A 17,095-nucleotide genomic window follows, 5' to 3' on the forward strand; every position below is an offset into this window, starting at 1 on the left:
AATAAAAATGTCATTTCGATAGAGCAGCGGTGGGAGTGAGCGTGGGGGGCGAAAGAGAAATCTTATACGCCATGCATAGCCGCTATGTTTAGTTTGCAGGCAGGGCCTAGAAGATTTCTCCTCACCCAGGCCCGCTTTCCCCGCACACGTTTCGTCGAAATGACAAAAAAGGGTAACAAACAAAAAAGCCGGATGCTTTCGACATCCGGCTTTTTTGTTTAAAGGTTTATTTACAACTCTTTCTCCTTCGGTACAAACTCATTCATCACCGCCTCGCGAATCAACGCCGGCGGCAAAATCCCTTGCGATAGGATAAAATCATGAAAATGCAGCGCGTTAAATTTACTGCCTAAAGCTGCTTCGGTATCCTTGCGCAATGCTATCATCTTAGTAAAGCCATAAAAATAGCTGTTGGCCTGGCCGGGAGCGTTAATGGTATAGCGCTCAACTTCCTGGCGGGCAAAGGCACGGGATTGTACCACATCATTCATCAGTACATCTAATGCCTGCTGTTGGGTAACCTTACCTGCCTGCAACTCCGGATCGAGGAAGGCTCGGGCTGCTCTTAATAAACGATAATCTAACGATACTAACTGACCTTCTAACGGCATATACGGACGGGTAATATATTCAGAATACAATCCCCAGCCTTCTACGTTGGTGGAGTTGAAAGCATATAAGGCGCGGGCTTGTGATACGCCTTCTTCAACCATTTTATCAAATTGTAATTCGTGGCCTGGCCTTGCTTCATGTGCTATGATGGTCCACGAGGCGGCATCGAAGGTAAAATCATCGTATTTATCGGTAGCTTTTTCACCGGGTGATGCTGGCATATTTAACGGTAACACAAATACACCACGCTGACCGGTATTATTTAAAAACGGTGGCGGCACCATGTGCGGGGCGGGGCCTTGCGCAGTCTCGGCAGCCGAGGCTAAGCGGATAATGGCCGGACGGGTTGGCAAGGTAACCAATTGATGCTCACGGATGATGCCCTCAATATCTTTTAAATGCTGTTCGTAAAGCGGAATGATCGAATCGCCATGGATCTGCTCTTTCTTTAATTCGCGGATCACATCGCGGTAATCGCTCGATTTCAGGTTACGCTTTTTAGCTATCTGCTCTGCAATTGGTTTCATCTCGTCCTGAAGTTCTTTGAACAGGGCGTGTGCCATTTCTGCAACTTTAGCCGGAGGGATATCGATGCCGTACGACTCGAGGTTCATGGCGTACTCTTCTGGCTGCAAACGGAAATCGGTACGGGCCTTAGGTAAAACATTGGCTTTGGTCCATACATCATAAGCCTCCAATTGCTTTTTGAGCGCAGCGTAAGGTTGCTCCCAACCGGTTACCTTGTATTTGGTACAAAGCTCGGCAATACCGCTTATGATGCTGGCATTGCGGGATAGATCCGTTTCCATGCGTTGTTTGGATGGATAGATCATGTTTTTACCGGCCATTTGCTGCTGTACACGCTCTTTGTAAATGTCGGCCAGAGGTTTATACCCTTTTTCCAATCCTGCATATTTACGGATGCGCATTAAGGCTGATTGACGGCGTGCCTCGGGTGTTTGGTCATCAAGTAAAGTTTCTAATCCGCTGTAAACGGTTGATGCCGCGTTTAAAAAGGGTACCTGTCTGCCCAGTTCAAAATCCTGCTGGCGGAAACCCAATTTCAAATGCGTAATGATGATATTGATATCCTGCTTTATAAAATTGTTTTGCTCGGTTTTAAGCGCTTCGGTAAGCTTGGCTACAACGGCCTCTTCATCGCGGCGTTCGGCTTTGATGTTTTGGAGGGTTGGTATAGCGATGTCTTTATCATACTCGGCCAAACCTTGCGATGAACCATACTCGGGCGAGTATTTTTTATCAAGCTCGATAATGATCTTGGTGTATTCGTTCGATTTGGCTACCCAGGCCTTTGTTTCGGCCGATTGCTGGGCCTGGGAATTGAAACATACAGCGGCCAGTAAAAGCATGGTGCCGCTTATTTTAAGTAAATGTGTGTTCATGATGTGTATTTTATTTACCAGATGCAAGGTAAGTTTTTATAACAAGTAAATAAGGTCGACAGGTATATCCTAATAAATTTAAAACAGGAAAGAGTTGTATTATTGATATATAACTAATAATTTAGTTGATAGCTATGAAGAAACTAATCCTATTTGTTTTAATATGCTTATCAACCTATAAATATGTTGAAGCGCAAACCAGCCCAGGTATGCTGCTGAATAAACAATATGTTGATTTAAAGGGTAGGGCGGGGAATGTAATATTTATCAATTCAACTCCAGATCAAATTAAACTGGGCTATTTATTCTTTAACTGGTTTCCATACCAGGAGTTTAGAGATACGATTACAATTGCTCCCGGTAAAACAGATAGTATTTCGCTAACCTATAATTTTCCTGATTTTGTTGATGTAAATAACAGCTTTGAAGTTTATAATGCGCCGGGTGGTAGGGTAACCTGCGAAATAAAGGGACTGGATAAGCAAAAGCAAAATCTTGTGTTCAGCGGTTCGTTTGCAAACGAAAACAATTACTACCAGGCATATCACAAGTTTTTAGGCCACTACAGTCAAGAAACACGGGCTTATTACGCTGCAAGCGATAGGCTTACCGATTGGAATTTATTCCCGGCTAAGGCAGATTCGATCACGAAAACCCGTTTGAAATTTCTTGATGATTACAAGGACGATTTGCCCGATTGGTTTAAACCTCATGAGCGTAGGCGTTTGCTATATAACCAATATTTCCTTTTGTCGAATGCCCTGGTGTCAAAGGAGTTTTATGGCGGCAAGCCCATCAGCGTAGATAAATCTTATTATGATTTTGAGAAACAGGTTAATCGAGATACGGATATGGTTTTAAACAGTACCTATTTGTATTGCATTAACGATTATTTCGGGCACAAGGCACGTTTGCTCAAATTAGAAGGCATGTCGGGCCCAATTTATGCCATTGATAAGTTATATCACCGAACCGATATTGGCGATGTTAGTTTGATGCTCGACTTAGGGAAACTATACCGGGCAAATAAATTAAGTTACGACAGCTTAATAACAACTTTGCAATTTAAACAACCGGAGCGAAAGCTTGCGTTTGATTCGTTGGTGCAGATAAAACTGGGCGCGCCACGCATCGGTAAACGTGCCCCGGCAATGAAGCTTACTGATATTAATGGAAAGGTTGTTTCATTAAATGATTATTTGGGCAATACCATTATCGTTAACTTTTGGGCAGTTTGGTGCGGCCCTTGCAAAGCTGAGTTTCCTGACGAGAACAAATTATACAACGAGTATAAAAACAAAAAGCTTGTAGTTATTAATGTTTGTTTCGATTCGGACAAGGAAGCCTGGCTGCGCGATTCGAAAAAGTATAATTTACAGATGATCAACCTGTATAGCCAAAAGTCTGATTATAACGAATTACTCAGACGATATAATCTCTCGGCCCCTCCGCGAAGCGTCCTGATCGATAAAAATGGTATCGTAGTTAATAATTATCTTCCGCGAGCAAGTATGCTGCGCAAAGAGGAATTAGATAAAATCTAAGTAAAGGAATAAAACAAAACAGCCTTTTTGCAAAGCAAAAAGGCTGTTAAAAAAAATCAACGCAATCAGCGTAATCATTCCAATCAACGGTCAAAAGCGGTATCCTAAAGTAAGGAAGCCGTTATTGTTATTTTTATTGAGATGAGCAGCTGGACTGTTATCACCAACCTCGTAAGGGAAAATAGTTTGCTTGCCGTTTATATGGGCGTAAGTGGCATCAACAAAATAGTTGCCGAAACGAAGGCCAATACCGCCGGTCACTGTTTTGGTATCCTGACCAATGCTGCGATCTTTAAACGGATTGCCCTGTTGGCTATAACCACCGCGCAGGTAAACCAGGCTGTTTACGTTGATCTCGGCACCTACGTGCAGGTTTACAGTTGAGCGGTAAAGTGATTTGATATCAGCGTTATCCCCATCTGCGGTATAGCTATCATTACTGCTCAGGTGGGTTGTTGTATAATCTATATATTCAACATCGCCTGTTATAAAACCGTATTTGCCAATAAATACCGAAGCACCGCCTGCCACTTTTAATGGTGTGCGTAGGGTGTAGGTTAACTGGTAAGGTTGGGCCACATGGTTTTCATAGCTGGCCGCGCCGGTGTACCTTGTAGCAAGTCCTTCTGAGTACGAGTCGTCGATGCTATAAAAAGTAGGAGTGGTGAACACAAAACCTAAGCGCAGTGCCTGTACCGGTTTGTAAATCAAGCCCAGTTTAGCATTGAAGCCGGAACCGCGGGTGGTTTGTGACTGCACAAAGGTTGAAGTGAATGGCGATGATGGGCCGTTCTCGATAACGTTAGCATTGCCGCTTTCAGTAAAAGCCGCGTCCGAATTATATCTAAGATCGGTGATTGCCAGGCCTAAACCGATGTACAATTTATTGCTGTAGTTGGCTCCCATCGAAAGGTTAAATTCTGATTGTCCGCCTGTACGGCTAATGCCTGCTAATTGCCTTACAGGTACATTTACAGTACTCTGGTAGGAGTCCGGATTATTAGCCGGACCAAAGTTATCTATCAATACATGGTCATAAGCCCAGCCATCAAGCCCATCAGGGTTAACACTGCCGTATTGTGCAACTTCGCGTTTGGCAATGCCCGCGTAATAATCAGATATTGAACTGGTAGCGTTTTGGCCGCCGTAGCTAATGTTTTCGTAATAATTGTTGGTGCGGCTATAACCTGCACCGTAGTTGATACTAAGCCATCCTTTACCTTTATCGCGCCCGCGGGCGGTATTTAATTGCTGATAAAATACTATGGCTGCATTACTCATATTCACGTCGCCGCGATTGGCTTTACCGGCCTGGCCAAAAAAGCTTGAGCTTATTTTCGAGTTATCATATTCGGGGGTTATGCTCACTTCCGAGTGGGTGAAGAAGCCCAGACCTGCCGGGTTACCACTTACCGAACTGAGGTCGCCACCAATAGCCGTACCTGCGTTACCAACGGCTTTTATGCGTGCTGTAGACCCGGTTTGAAACGTAGAAAACCGGATGGCATCCTGCGAATATTGCGCAAAGCTATCTTTAGTAATTGCTACTATAGCAATTACGCTTAGTAAATATTTTATTTTCATAAAATTCAGGTAAATACAAATTTAGGTTTAAGGTCTTGAAGGGCGTCCGCCACCGCCGCCACTGCTGCTGCCGGTACTGCGTGAGCCACCGCCCGAGCTTGATGACGAAGATGATGGAGTATAAGATGGTTGCGGTGCACGATCAACCTGTGGTTGCCTGTAAACAGGTTGGTTATCACGGCTTGGCGCTGCATCGGTACGGGCCGGGCGAGCGTAGCGGGTACCGTTGTTGTTGTTATTGCCGCCATTGTTGTAAGCGTTATTGTTACCTCTGTTGCCGTTACGGCCACCTGGTATATAACCTATGCCCGACGAAATGGTGTTAGTGGCAACGCGTGGTACTAAACGATTTGCAAATGGGTTGCCGGTACCGCGGTTAGGGCGTGCTGTACCTGATGAAGAATAACCGCCTGCATAATAGCCGCCGCCACCATATCCGTATCCGCCGCCATAGTAACCGCCATAGCCGCCGTATCCCCAGCCATTGTAATAGCCACCCCAGCCTAAACCATAACCAAGACCATAGCCCCAGCCGCCAAGTCCCCAGCTTCCGCCGTAGTAGCCATAGCCGGTGCCTCCGTAGCCGTAAGGGCCGTAGCCATAACCGCCGCCGTAGTAAGGGTAGGTATTGTAACCGTAATAAAGATCATCATAGTAGCTAAAAGGCGAGTAATAGCTGAAACGGTTTATGCGCGATGAGTAATCATCGTAATAAAAATAATCGTCGTCGTCATCGCTGTAACCATCATCGGCAACAGGAGTTTGGTTGTATGCTGGTTGCTGAGCGTAAACAGGTTCATCGCCCGCCTTCGCGTCAGAAAAATAGACATTGTCATTACTTTGGTTTGATGCAAGCTTGCTGGTTGAGCAGGAACTCAGCGCCATGGCACCGATAGTGATTATTCCAATTGCGATATACCGTTTCATAATAAGCAGGTAAGTAAAAAGTTCAAGTTCAAATAAGTTTTAAATTTATAAATTTGGCAGCAATATACAACTAATTATATAGGTGTTAATTCTATCCAAACAATATGAGCAAAGGTGTTATAAGTAAAGACGAAGATTATTCGCAATGGTTTAATGACTTAGTAATTAAATCTGACATGGCCGAGTATTCGCCGGTTAGAGGTTGCATGATCATTAAACCCTACGGATATTCGATATGGGAAAAGATCCAGGCAGTGCTTGACGGGATGTTTAAAGATACAGGGCATAGCAATGCTTATTTCCCGCTTTTAATACCCAAATCATTTTTCAGTAAAGAGGCCAGCCACGTTGATGGTTTCGCTAAAGAATGTGCCGTTGTTACGCACTACCGCCTAAAAAATGATGGCGAAGGCAATATTATTGTTGATGAAGAGGCCAAGCTGGAAGAAGAGCTGATCATCCGTCCAACATCCGAAACCATTATCTGGAACACCTACAAAGGCTGGATCCAGTCATACCGAGATTTACCTATCCTGGTTAACCAATGGGCCAACGTAATGCGCTGGGAAATGCGTACCCGTTTGTTTTTGCGTACCAGCGAATTTTTATGGCAGGAGGGCCACACAGCCCATGCTACTGCCGAAGAAGCGATAGCCGAAACCGAGCAGATGCTGAATGTATATGCCGATTTTGCCGAAAATTGGATGGGGTTACCGGTTGTAAAAGGCCGTAAAACTGCTAACGAGCGTTTTGCCGGTGCTTTGGATACGTATTGCATTGAGGCTTTGATGCAGGATGGTAAAGCCTTGCAAGCAGGTACGTCGCACTTTTTAGGGCAGAATTTTGCCAAAGCTTTTGATGTAAAGTTCACCAATAAAGAAAATAAAATAGAGCACGTTTGGGCTACCTCATGGGGTGTATCAACCCGTTTAATAGGCGCGTTGATCATGGCGCATAGTGACGATGCAGGTTTGGTATTGCCTCCAAAACTGGCACCTATACAGGTAGTTGTTGTGCCGATTTATAAGCACCAGGAAGAGCTTGACAATATCAGCGCTTATGTTGATGGGTTAAAAAAAGAGCTTAAGGCCAAAGGCATTTCGGTTAAGTTTGATAACCGCGATACGCACCGCCCGGGCGCTAAATTTGCCGAGTACGAACTGAAAGGCGTGCCGTTGCGTGTAGCTATAGGCAGCCGCGATATGCAGAACGGTACCGTTGAGCTGGCCCGCAGGGATACCAAAACTAAGGAGACCACTACACAGGAAGGGCTTGCCGGCAAAATTGAAAGCCTGCTCGAAGAGATCCAGAATAATATCTACAAAAAAGCGTTCGATTTCCGTGCTGAAAACACTACCGAGGTTGATACCTGGGACGAATTTAAACGCATGCTTGATGAGCAACCAGGGTTCCTGAGCGCGCACTGGGACGGCACATCCGAAACAGAACAAAAAATAAAAGAGGAAACTAAGGCGACAATCCGTTGCATACCTTTGGATAATAAGCAGGAGGAAGGGAAGTGTATTTTAACCGGTAAGCCATCGACGCAGCGGGTGTTGTTTGCGCGTGCATATTAGGCTTCAGGCAGAATGCATTTAGCAGGAGATAATTATTATGCCATTCGCCTCGACTTTAAATTTTATCAATGGTACATCATATGGATCAGTGATGAGATTGATGGGGTTTTGGTTAATGATGATCATAAAATAATTGCATTTAAAACGGAGGTGGGGTTAAAACAGTTTTGGCAGAAAAACATAAGTTATGCTGATACTGAGATAACCAATTACAACGTATATCAATTACAGCAATGGCTGATCGATCCTTATTCTGAATTTGACTGTAACGAATTTTTGAATTTGTGGAATCTGTTTACAGATATTTCAGAGTCAATAAAACTTCAGTTTATAGGAGATGTAAAGAATGAAAACAGAGATTCTGTTTACGAGAAATTGTTTAACGGAAGTGATGGTTACTGGGCGGAAGATCCTGCCCCTGTTTTTAATGACGAAGAGATCAATGCATTAGCAGATGTAATGCAAAACGGCATTGATCTTTTGTTAAATAACGCTTCTGTTATCGAAAATGAAAAAATCCTTCCCTAAGGATTAAATATAAACCGGTTTCATTGCAGGGGATGAAACGCATTCCAAATTCCCCCTTTAGGGGGTAAGGGGGTATGAAATTCGCAACTAAAGCAATACACGCAGGGCAGGAGCCCGATCCAACAACTGGCGCTATCATGACGCCGATATATCAAACATCAACCTATTGGCAAAAATCGCCGGGGGATAATAAAGGCTATGAGTATTCGCGCGGCACCAACCCAACCCGTAAGGCTTTGGAAGATTGTTTGGCCGCTTTGGAGAATGCCAAATTCGGTTTGGCTTTTTCGAGCGGTATGGGCGCTACGGATGCGGTGATGAAACTACTTTTGCCGGGCGATGAGGTGATAACCGGCAATGATCTGTACGGTGGTTCGTACAGGATATTTACCAAGGTATTTGCGAACTATGGCGTTAAATTTCATTTTTTGGATCTGTCAAATCCGGAAATTGTTCGTGCCCATGTTAACGATAAAACCAAACTGGTTTGGATAGAAACGCCTACCAACCCAACTATGCGCATTGTTGATGTGGAAGCGATAGGTAAGATCACTAAAGAGAAGAATTTACTTTTTGTGGTAGATAATACATTCGCCTCGCCATACCTGCAAAACCCGATCGATCTGGGTGCCGATATTGTAATGCATTCGGTAACTAAATACATAGGCGGCCATAGCGATGTTGTTATGGGCGCACTGATGCTGAACGACGAAGAACTTTATAAAAGGCTTTGGTTTATTTATAATGCCTGCGGTGCCACTCCGGGGCCTATGGATAGCTTCTTGGTGCTACGTGGTATCAAAACCCTCCACCTGCGCATGAAAGCCCATTGCGAAAATGGCAGGTTGATAGCCGAGTTTTTAAAGGATCATCCTAAAGTTGAAAAGATCTACTGGCCTGGTTTTACTGACCATCCTAACCATGATATCGCCAAAAAACAAATGCGCGATTTTGGCGGCATGATCTCTATCGTATTAAAAGGTGCAGACTTGCAGGAAACTTTCCGCATAGCCTCGTCATTTAAAGTATTCTCGCTGGCTGAATCGTTAGGTGGCGTTGAATCATTGATCAACCACCCGGTGAGTATGACCCACGGCTCGATCCCTAAGGCTGAACGTGAAAAGGCTGGAGTGGTTGATAACTTGCTGCGTTTAAGTGTAGGGGTGGAGGATATAGAGGATTTGTTGGAGGATATTAAACAGGCACTGAGCTAATATAAATTAAAAACTATCGTCATTGCGAGGTACGAAGCAATCCCCGATTTGCAGGTTCGCCCTGTATCGTTTGGGATTGCTTCGTACCTCGCAATGACGTTTTGGTAAATACCTAATGACCGAAAACCTCAAAGCCTTCCTCGACGCTAAAGTTGCACAATACAATCGCCCCGAATTTATTGAGAACGACCCGGTGACTATCCCGCATATGTTTAGCCAAAAGCAGGATGTCGAGATCATGGGCTTTTGGGCGGCTACCCTGGCTTGGGGGCAGCGGGTTACCATCATCAAAAAATGTAAGGAACTGATTGCCCTGATGGATGGTGCACCTTATGATTTTATTATCAATCACGAAGAACCTGATCTGAAAAAGCTGCTGCATTTTAAGCACCGCACCTTTAATGATGTAGATACCTTGTATTTTATCGCGTTTTTCAGGCAGCATTATGAACGGTTTGAGTCGCTGGAGGATGCGTTTATGCCCTCCAACTCCCTGAAAGGGGAACAAAAAAGGATATTGGCCGAAAATGCGCTTAACTATTTCCGCTCATACTTTTTTTCGTTGCCCGATTTTCCTCATCGTACAAAAAAGCATGTATCATCTCCTTCACAAAAATCTACCTGTAAACGCTTAAATATGTTTTTACGCTGGATGGTGCGCATTGACGATAACGGCGTTGATTTTGGCATCTGGAACCGCATTAAACCTGCTGACTTGATCTGTCCGCTTGATTTACATGTGGATAGGGTATCGCGCAAGCTAAACCTCATTAACCGAAAACAAACCGACTGGCAAACCGCAGTTGAGCTAACCGAAAGGCTGCGGGAGTTTGACCCGACCGATCCGGTAAAATATGATTTTGCTTTGTTTGGTTTGGGGATTGAAGAGCGTTGGGGTGTGCAGTTTTAATGAAACGCACCTGAAATTACTTGCTTAATAGTACAACATCTGGTTTGGGAGCTTCGATAAGTTGTGTACGCGTCAATACTCCGTTGTTGAAGTAATAGTAATAGTACGACAATGGTTTCATTTGCGCATCCTGGGCTGCTATTCGCCTGTAAACTGTGTGTTGCGATGTTTCTTCAACTAACTGTAAATTGTATTTTTCGGAATTTCTGAATTGGCTTTCGCTCATCCCAATGGCATAATGCGTTACACTACAACCTGAAAGTATCAACAGAATTAAAAGCGATAGAATAGAATTTTTTAAGGCAGACATGTGATTAAGTTTATTTTTTGTTTGAGGGTATGACGTCGACAAAAAACAAAGGTTTATTCACTATCTGCTATTTCTGTGGTTACGCCTCCTCCTTAAAATAAACCTTATAATAATTCATCGACCGGCCATCATCAAAACCCTTCTCAATCAGTTCTTTATCGCCATGGATATAAATGTGGAAGTTTTTATCAAGCTTTAACACGCTTTTATAATCGCGGGCCTGTTTTTTAACCGCGTTTTCGGATATCACAAAATTATCGGCAATGGGGCTGTCAAACTCCTCCTCGTATTGGTTTTTGAAATTCTTGAACGATTCGATGGCTTGCTCGTTGCCAATCACCTCGTTCGAAAACTCTTCCATATCAAAAGTTTCCTTCTCTTTAAAATACTTCATCGAACGGTTCAGAAGATCGATCTTGTCAGCCTTGCTCATTTCAAACTCGTCATCAATTTTTTCGGTGATGAAGTTTTTATAGATGCCCAGCGTGTTATTGGTCTGGTTAAAACTGTCGTTACGGATCTTGAGTTGTAAAAACTCATCTTTCCAATAACGTGCAGCTTCCTGGCCGCCATTGGTTTTGTCAACCACAACTACTTTGTAACCATTCTCTTTTTCAATATTGAATATTAGTACGCCTTTATCCAGTTTATTGATGTTGATAGCATCCTGCTCATAATCAACCTGGAAACCGCCCTGATCCGGGAATACTTTTAGATAAGTTTCTTTATTTTCTGATTTAAAGATGCCAATGGTATCCAGTGGGTTACCTTCAATTTGAACCTGCTTAAAATACACTACATAAAGCTCGCCGCCTTTAATATTGGGGTGATTGGTAACCTTGTACAGGTGACGGGCTATCTGTTGCGATGCCTCGTGAAATTTGGTATTGTCATCAAATATCTGGGTAGCAAAATGATGCAACTCGTTCAAAGCCAGGTCGCCACTGCTGTGCATCAGGTGGTAAACTTCATTAGCTTTCTCAAACGGTTTCAGAAAATATTGCATCAACAGGTTGGGGATGATCTCGTCCTTTAATTCAATGGATTGATCCGAAAGCGCATACATTTCTTCCTGAGTTTGATTGCCTACATGATGTACCGAAATAGTTTCGAGCGAAGCTTCAAAAAAAGTTACCATAGTGCTGCGAAGGTAACATTTTTTGGTCATTAGGTCATTTGCTTGCGCGTCATTAGGTCATTGATTTTAGTCATTAGGTCATTTGCTGCGCGTCATTGTTTCGGCCATTAGGTCATTTGCTGCGCGTCATTAGGTCATTGAAAAGTAGTTCGTAGTGAGTGCGCGTCGGGTTGATAAGATTTTGTTTTACTTTTGCGATATATCATTTGTAAGGCCGCCAGCTAAGCCAATGACTTAATGACCTAATGACGCGAAAGCAAATGACAGATAATACTGATACCATAGTAGCCCTTGCCACACCGAGCGGTGTTGGTGCCATAGCCGTGATCCGCCTTTCGGGGCCTGATGCCATCACTATTGCCAATAGTGTTTTTAAGGGCAAGGATTTAACTAAGCAGGCATCACATACCATTCACTTCGGCAGCATTGCCGATGGCGATTTGATTTTGGATGAGGTGCTGGTTTCATTGTTTGTTGGTCCGCGGTCATACACCCGCGAGAATGTGGTGGAGATCTCCTGCCATGCCTCGGGGTATATTATTGAAAGCATCATTAAACTATTCATTAAAAAAGGCGCGCGTTCTGCTAAGCCGGGCGAGTTTACGCTGAGGGCATTTCTGAACGGGCAATTGGATTTGAGCCAGGCCGAGGCTGTGGCCGACTTGATAGCATCTAATTCCAAAGCATCGCAACAGGTAGCTTTGCAACAGCTGCGAGGTGGCTTCAGCAGCCAGTTACAAGGCCTTAGGGAGCAGTTGGTAAACTTTGCTTCGCTGATTGAACTCGAACTTGATTTTGCCGAAGAGGACGTGGAGTTTGCCAACCGCGATCAGTTAAAACACCTTATCCACGAGATAACTAAGGTTGTTGGTCGGTTGATCAACTCGTTCGAGTTAGGTAACGCGATCAAAAATGGTGTGAACACCGTAATTGCCGGGCGCCCCAATGCCGGTAAATCAACCCTGCTAAACGCGTTGTTGAATGAGGAAAGGGCTATTGTAAGTCACATTCCCGGTACCACAAGGGATACGATTGAAGAGGTGCTGAATATTCAAGGCATTAATTTCAGGCTGATAGATACTGCCGGTATCCGCGAAGCTACTGATGCTATTGAGCAAATTGGTGTGCAGCGTACGATGGAAAAGATCAGCCAGTCGGCGCTATTGATCTATGTTTTTGATGCTGCCGAGATCACGATAGAAGAACTAAATAAAGATATCGAAAGCCTGCAAAAACCAGGTGTAACTATGCTGGTAGTAGCTAACAAAGCCGATCTGCTTAATCCGGAACAGTTATCTGCTTTGCCTCATACAGATAGGGCGGTCATCATCTCGGCCAAAGAAAAACGCCATATTGACGAATTGAAGCATAAGGTCTATTCATCTGCTATAAAAGATCAACTAAGCGGCGATGAAACATTGGTAACCAATATCCGCCACCTTGAAGCTTTGCAGAAAACTGAAGAAGCGCTGGTAAGGGTATTGGGAGGCATTGATGGTAGCATTACTTCCGACTTTTTATCGATGGATATAAAGCAGGCATTGCATTATCTTGGCGAGATAGTAGGGGTTGTTACTACTGATGATTTGCTGGAGAATATATTTAGTAAGTTTTGTATCGGCAAGTGACCCTGAAAAGCCCTGACAGAAAGTGACAACTCAGGAAATATAATCCATTCATTGTTAATAACTTATGCCATTTCTACTTGTCCGTGTTCTTGGATAATTGCCCTCGTTTTTCGTAAATTTGGTTCTCAAATGGTTCTCAAAATTAATTTTTTGAGGATGTGAAAAATTGAGGGGAGATTATGTCGCTTATGGATGCTTATGACTGCTTTTATACCTTAAACGACCCTTGATTCTGGGGTAATTAGAGAAATTACTACTGATGATTTTTAAGAAAAATATCAGTGGTTAAGTCCCCAGTAATTTCTCCACTGTTTGTTAAATATCTTAAAGTCAATTATTTAAGTTGGGTAATTTCCCCCGATCGGAAATTGTATTGTTCGAATTTTTTTAGAGATTAAAAATTAAATGTAATGAGCTCAAATTTTACCTTGAGCAGGCTCTGTGAGCAATGCGGAAACGTGTTCGTTGCGAAGACAACCGTTACCCGTTTTTGCAGCAAATTATGCACTGCCTGTATGGCTAAGGTGCTTGCTTTCCTTCTGATGAAACTTTTGTACGAACTGATAAACCTATTATTGGGGCTGTAGTAACCAGTGATCTCTTCTCCGTCTTTGACATAATAAAACCGTAATGAGCCGGAAATAACGAAGCCCAGATCGTCACATATTTCACCATCTATGGCGAAATGTTGTTTTTTATTCAGCTTCTTCAAATATAAATGGCTACAAAGCACGGCCCATTCTTCGTTGTTAAAGACAACCAGCCTGTCCATGTGTTTCCGGAAGGCAAGTAGGTGATTGCTGAGTTTCAGGTTCTTTTTGTCTGACATGTTACTGTTCTAAACTCTCAAAGTTCGGGATGCTTTAGGAGAGAATTTTCAGGGGATTGTAATTGTTTAAAACCGAGGTGTAAACAATCAGTATATTGAGTCTCCTTCTATGGAAGTATTCTGGTGTCAATAAATTAAAAACGGGATAAGAGCACTTATGATCATCAGGATAGTTGGTGACGGTTGGATCAACTTATGTGATTAAATTTGAGGATAACCAATTTTTTGACTGTTGCGGCTGCACAGGTTATCCTCCCCATGAATAAAAAAACTATCCTGCAATTAATTCTCCTGGTAATAGTTACCCTCTTGCCAGTTTCCCACTCCCTCGCGCAGCAAAAGCAGCCATCCCCCCGGATTGTCAACATCGTAAACTTCATTCGTGATATCGAACCGCGGGATAGCAGCATCACCAAAGATGTACTTTACAAAACCGTGGTAAGCCAGATAAAACTGATGAAGCAATATCATTTAGGCGGTACGTTTTTGCTTCAGTACGATGCGCTGATAGATAAACGCTATCAACAGTTGCTTAAAACCCTGCCCGCCGGTGAGTTTGAAATAGGTGCCTGGTGGGAACTTCCGCAGCCGCTTATTGAAAAGGCCGGTATCAAATGGCGTGGCAAATATGCGTGGGACTGGCATTCGGACGTAGGCTTTTCGGTTGGTTATACACCTGCCGAGCGTGAAAAGATCATCGATGTATATTTTGCTGATTTTAAAAAGGTTTTCGGGTACTATCCGCGCTCGGTAGCTTCATGGGTTATTGATGCGCACTCGCTGAATTACATGTATGATAAATATAAGATCGTGGCATCGGCCAATTGTAAAGACCAGGTAGGTACCGATGGTTTTACCCTTTGGGGAGGCTACTGGAACCAGGCCTATTACCCCAGCAGGATTAACGCCTATATGCCAGCCCAGCATGCCGAAAAACAACTGCCGGTTCCTGTTTTCAGGATGTTAGGCAGCGACCCGATAAGGCAATATGCAGATGGGGGTAAGGTAACCACTCTCGAACCCGTTTATGATTATGCCGGTGGTAATGAGCAATGGATCAATTGGTTTTTCAAAACTTTTACTAACGATCCCGCGCTTGGGTTTAATTACACCCAGGCTGGTCAGGAAAATTCTTTTACCTGGCCTGCTATGCAAAAAGGGCTGGAAATGCAAATACCTATCATTGCCCAATTAAAACAACAAGGTAAAGTAAGGGTAGAAACCATGAAAACCTCGGGCGAGTGGTTTAAGAAAACTTATAAAGTAACGCCGTCTACAACCTTCGCAGTAAGTAAAGACCTTGGCGAAAGCGATAAGAAAACCATTTGGTACAACAGTCGCTTTTACCGCCTCAACCTGCTTTGGCAGGGCGGCAATATGCGTATTGCTGATATCCACCTGTTTAACGAAACTGTGCCTGATAAGTATCTTAAAGATGTAACAACCGTTAACCAAAGCTTCTTTTATACACTTCCTGTGGTTGATGGCTTTCAATGGGGGAAACGCGGCCAACCGGAAGGTTTTAGGTTGATGATGAACAAAAACGGAGAGGAAATACCCGTTGAAGGAGGCAATCCGGTTTTTACCAATATTAACCCTACAACAGCGCTAACCACGTGGCCGGTAGAGAAGGGAGCTTTTGAAATCATTGTGAACGAGCGCAGCGTTATCATCACCGCGAAAAATAATCCGGTTAATGATTGGTTCCTTGATCTTCATGTTGCCGAAGGTGCTAAAACCGCGTTTCGCGATGTGAATAATAACAACGCCGAATATGAGTTTGATGGACATACCTACAAGTTATCGACCAAGCAGGGAACCATCGAAAAAACAGCCAATGGAAGTTTATACCGTATTAAACCCAAAGATCAAAAGATAACACTTATTCTGGCTGATCAATAGTTTTGATCACTGTACAGCAAGACTACGCCACAAGTAAAAAACGATATACGATTCCCATCCCGGAAATTTTTTGAAGAAATCTGAGATGGCCTGTTTATCGGTCTTGTTAGTAATGATGCCGTGCCCTATCAGCGCGTTTACCAGGCCGGCATCCCCATAAGGTATGGATGATCTTTCTTTCAGACTTTTCATTAGGGCATAGCTGGCTGTCCACACCCCGATGCCACGGATGCCTGTCAAAAACTTTACCCGGCTATCAAAGTCTGGCAGCTCAAATAAAACCTGCTTGCTTAGCGTTCCGTTTGCAAAAGCTGTAGCTATGGTTATCAAATATTCGGCTTTTTTGGTAGATAGTTGCAATTGCTTAAGTTCGTTGATATCGGCACCGGCAAGTTGCGCTGGTGTTGGGAAAACATAATATCGTTCATCTTCATGATCAATATACTCTCCATATTTTTCAACCAATTTACGCTTTATAGTATAGGCGAACTTAAGGTTGATCTGCTGGCCAATAATCCCCCAACACAGGGCTTCAAACAGATCGGGCATGCCGATAAAGCGCAGCCCCCGGAAAGCATCAGGCATATAGGCCAGTTGTTGATCTTTTGCGATCGCGTTATAAAAAGCTTCGAGGTCTGTATCCAGATCAAACCAATCAGTAATAAAATTTAACATGAAGGATAGGGCCTGCTCTGATGGTTCTCCGTTTAACCATTCCACAAGCAGCTTACCTGGTTTCAGGTAAATATCAACCAGCATCGTTTCGCTCTCCAATTTAAATGCCCTGCGTACTTTATCGGGGTAAACCCTGTAAATACAATCGTCAAATCCCCGGTTCAGGAACCATAGGCATTCTTTTGTACTAAACAGGCCTGTTAAAGCGATCTCCACCTTTTTATTCATGGTTCAAATAAACTGATACTGCGGGCAATATGCAATCCGCTTCTTGCGGTATTTATCGGTAAGGGCGTAAAAGTTTATTAATTGGA

At 43.5% G+C, this 17,095-nt stretch carries 14 protein-coding genes; 7 read left to right on the top strand and 7 right to left on the bottom strand.

Going from position 1 to position 17,095, the window contains the following annotated elements:
• Positions 1 to 230: 230 nt before the first annotated feature.
• Positions 231 to 2,015, bottom strand: a complete 1,785-nt coding sequence (locus tag AAFN85_RS22495) for a DUF885 domain-containing protein (protein WP_347529921.1) — start codon at positions 2,013 to 2,015, stop codon at positions 231 to 233.
• Between the two features lie 134 nt (positions 2,016 to 2,149).
• Between AAFN85_RS22495 and AAFN85_RS22500 the strand changes: the two genes are divergently transcribed.
• Complete coding sequence (locus AAFN85_RS22500) at positions 2,150 to 3,559, top strand: TlpA disulfide reductase family protein (RefSeq protein ID WP_347529922.1); 1,410 nt, start codon at positions 2,150 to 2,152, stop codon at positions 3,557 to 3,559.
• 90 nt (positions 3,560 to 3,649) lie between these two features.
• On the opposite strand, the gene AAFN85_RS22505 is transcribed toward AAFN85_RS22500, so the two are convergent.
• Together AAFN85_RS22505 and AAFN85_RS22510 are read right to left on the bottom strand one after the other, a co-directional pair.
• A complete protein-coding gene (locus AAFN85_RS22505; protein ID WP_347529923.1) occupies positions 3,650 to 5,143 on the bottom strand; it encodes a hypothetical protein in 1,494 nt (497 codons plus the stop codon).
• 27 nt (positions 5,144 to 5,170) lie between these two features.
• The gene (locus AAFN85_RS22510; RefSeq protein WP_347529924.1) at positions 5,171 to 6,070 is read right to left on the bottom strand and encodes a hypothetical protein; all 900 of its coding nucleotides are present in this window, start codon (positions 6,068 to 6,070) and stop codon (positions 5,171 to 5,173) included.
• A 104-nt stretch (positions 6,071 to 6,174) separates the two neighbouring features.
• On the opposite strand from AAFN85_RS22510, the gene proS reads away from it, so the two are divergent.
• The 4 genes from proS to AAFN85_RS22530 all read left to right on the top strand — a co-directional run bounded on the left by proS (position 6,175) and on the right by AAFN85_RS22530 (position 10,299).
• Positions 6,175 to 7,647 carry a proline--tRNA ligase gene (gene proS, locus AAFN85_RS22515; protein WP_347529925.1) on the top strand — a complete coding sequence of 491 codons (1,473 nt, stop codon included), beginning with the start codon at positions 6,175 to 6,177 and terminating at the stop codon, positions 7,645 to 7,647.
• A gap of 12 nt (positions 7,648 to 7,659) precedes the next feature.
• On the top strand, positions 7,660 to 8,175 hold the full coding sequence (locus AAFN85_RS22520; protein ID WP_347529926.1) for a hypothetical protein: 516 nt from the start codon (positions 7,660 to 7,662) through the stop codon (positions 8,173 to 8,175).
• Positions 8,176 to 8,249: 74 nt separating this feature from the next.
• Positions 8,250 to 9,389, top strand: coding sequence for a cystathionine gamma-synthase (locus tag AAFN85_RS22525; RefSeq protein WP_347529927.1), 1,140 nt, complete (start codon positions 8,250 to 8,252; stop codon positions 9,387 to 9,389).
• 115 nt (positions 9,390 to 9,504) lie between these two features.
• A complete protein-coding gene (locus tag AAFN85_RS22530) occupies positions 9,505 to 10,299 on the top strand; it encodes a TIGR02757 family protein (protein ID WP_347529928.1) in 795 nt (264 codons plus the stop codon).
• A gap of 16 nt (positions 10,300 to 10,315) precedes the next feature.
• Here AAFN85_RS22530 and AAFN85_RS22535 read toward each other — a convergent pair whose 3' ends face one another.
• Positions 10,316 to 10,609, bottom strand: a complete 294-nt coding sequence (locus tag AAFN85_RS22535; protein WP_347529929.1) for a hypothetical protein — start codon at positions 10,607 to 10,609, stop codon at positions 10,316 to 10,318.
• A 79-nt stretch (positions 10,610 to 10,688) separates the two neighbouring features.
• A complete protein-coding gene (locus tag AAFN85_RS22540) occupies positions 10,689 to 11,747 on the bottom strand; it encodes a nucleoid-associated protein (protein WP_347529930.1) in 1,059 nt (352 codons plus the stop codon).
• A 260-nt stretch (positions 11,748 to 12,007) separates the two neighbouring features.
• On the opposite strand from AAFN85_RS22540, the gene mnmE reads away from it, so the two are divergent.
• Positions 12,008 to 13,375 (top strand): tRNA uridine-5-carboxymethylaminomethyl(34) synthesis GTPase MnmE, encoded by a 1,368-nt coding sequence (gene mnmE / locus AAFN85_RS22545; protein WP_347529931.1) that lies wholly within the window; start codon positions 12,008 to 12,010, stop codon positions 13,373 to 13,375.
• A 394-nt stretch (positions 13,376 to 13,769) separates the two neighbouring features.
• Here the strand turns inward: mnmE and AAFN85_RS22550 are convergent, their stop codons facing one another.
• On the bottom strand, positions 13,770 to 14,204 hold the full coding sequence (locus tag AAFN85_RS22550) for a hypothetical protein (protein ID WP_347529932.1): 435 nt from the start codon (positions 14,202 to 14,204) through the stop codon (positions 13,770 to 13,772).
• Between the two features lie 258 nt (positions 14,205 to 14,462).
• Here AAFN85_RS22550 and AAFN85_RS22555 point away from each other — a divergent pair, with 258 nt between their 5' ends.
• Positions 14,463 to 16,106: a hypothetical protein gene (locus AAFN85_RS22555; RefSeq protein ID WP_347529933.1), complete on the top strand. Its 1,644-nt coding sequence runs from the start codon at positions 14,463 to 14,465 to the stop codon at positions 16,104 to 16,106.
• Between the two features lie 6 nt (positions 16,107 to 16,112).
• On the opposite strand, the gene AAFN85_RS22560 is transcribed toward AAFN85_RS22555, so the two are convergent.
• Positions 16,113 to 17,009, bottom strand: a complete 897-nt coding sequence (locus tag AAFN85_RS22560) for a DNA glycosylase (protein WP_347529934.1) — start codon at positions 17,007 to 17,009, stop codon at positions 16,113 to 16,115.
• Between the last annotated feature and the right edge of the window lie 86 nt (positions 17,010 to 17,095).

It is taken from the genome of Mucilaginibacter sp. CAU 1740 (genome assembly GCF_039839285.1).
Lineage (GTDB): Bacteria > Bacteroidota > Bacteroidia > Sphingobacteriales > Sphingobacteriaceae > Mucilaginibacter.

Coding starts and splice junctions, on each gene's coding strand:
- AAFN85_RS22495 (WP_347529921.1), bottom strand. CDS start 2,015: ATGAACACACATTTACTTAAAATAAGCGGCACCATGCTTTTACTGGCC.
- AAFN85_RS22500 (WP_347529922.1), top strand. CDS start 2,150: ATGAAGAAACTAATCCTATTTGTTTTAATATGCTTATCAACCTATAAA.
- AAFN85_RS22505 (WP_347529923.1), bottom strand. CDS start 5,143: ATGAAAATAAAATATTTACTAAGCGTAATTGCTATAGTAGCAATTACT.
- AAFN85_RS22510 (WP_347529924.1), bottom strand. CDS start 6,070: ATGAAACGGTATATCGCAATTGGAATAATCACTATCGGTGCCATGGCG.
- proS (WP_347529925.1), top strand. CDS start 6,175: ATGAGCAAAGGTGTTATAAGTAAAGACGAAGATTATTCGCAATGGTTT.
- AAFN85_RS22520 (WP_347529926.1), top strand. CDS start 7,660: ATGCATTTAGCAGGAGATAATTATTATGCCATTCGCCTCGACTTTAAA.
- AAFN85_RS22525 (WP_347529927.1), top strand. CDS start 8,250: ATGAAATTCGCAACTAAAGCAATACACGCAGGGCAGGAGCCCGATCCA.
- AAFN85_RS22530 (WP_347529928.1), top strand. CDS start 9,505: ATGACCGAAAACCTCAAAGCCTTCCTCGACGCTAAAGTTGCACAATAC.
- AAFN85_RS22535 (WP_347529929.1), bottom strand. CDS start 10,609: ATGTCTGCCTTAAAAAATTCTATTCTATCGCTTTTAATTCTGTTGATA.
- AAFN85_RS22540 (WP_347529930.1), bottom strand. CDS start 11,747: ATGGTAACTTTTTTTGAAGCTTCGCTCGAAACTATTTCGGTACATCAT.
- mnmE (WP_347529931.1), top strand. CDS start 12,008: ATGACAGATAATACTGATACCATAGTAGCCCTTGCCACACCGAGCGGT.
- AAFN85_RS22550 (WP_347529932.1), bottom strand. CDS start 14,204: ATGTCAGACAAAAAGAACCTGAAACTCAGCAATCACCTACTTGCCTTC.
- AAFN85_RS22555 (WP_347529933.1), top strand. CDS start 14,463: ATGAATAAAAAAACTATCCTGCAATTAATTCTCCTGGTAATAGTTACC.
- AAFN85_RS22560 (WP_347529934.1), bottom strand. CDS start 17,009: ATGAATAAAAAGGTGGAGATCGCTTTAACAGGCCTGTTTAGTACAAAA.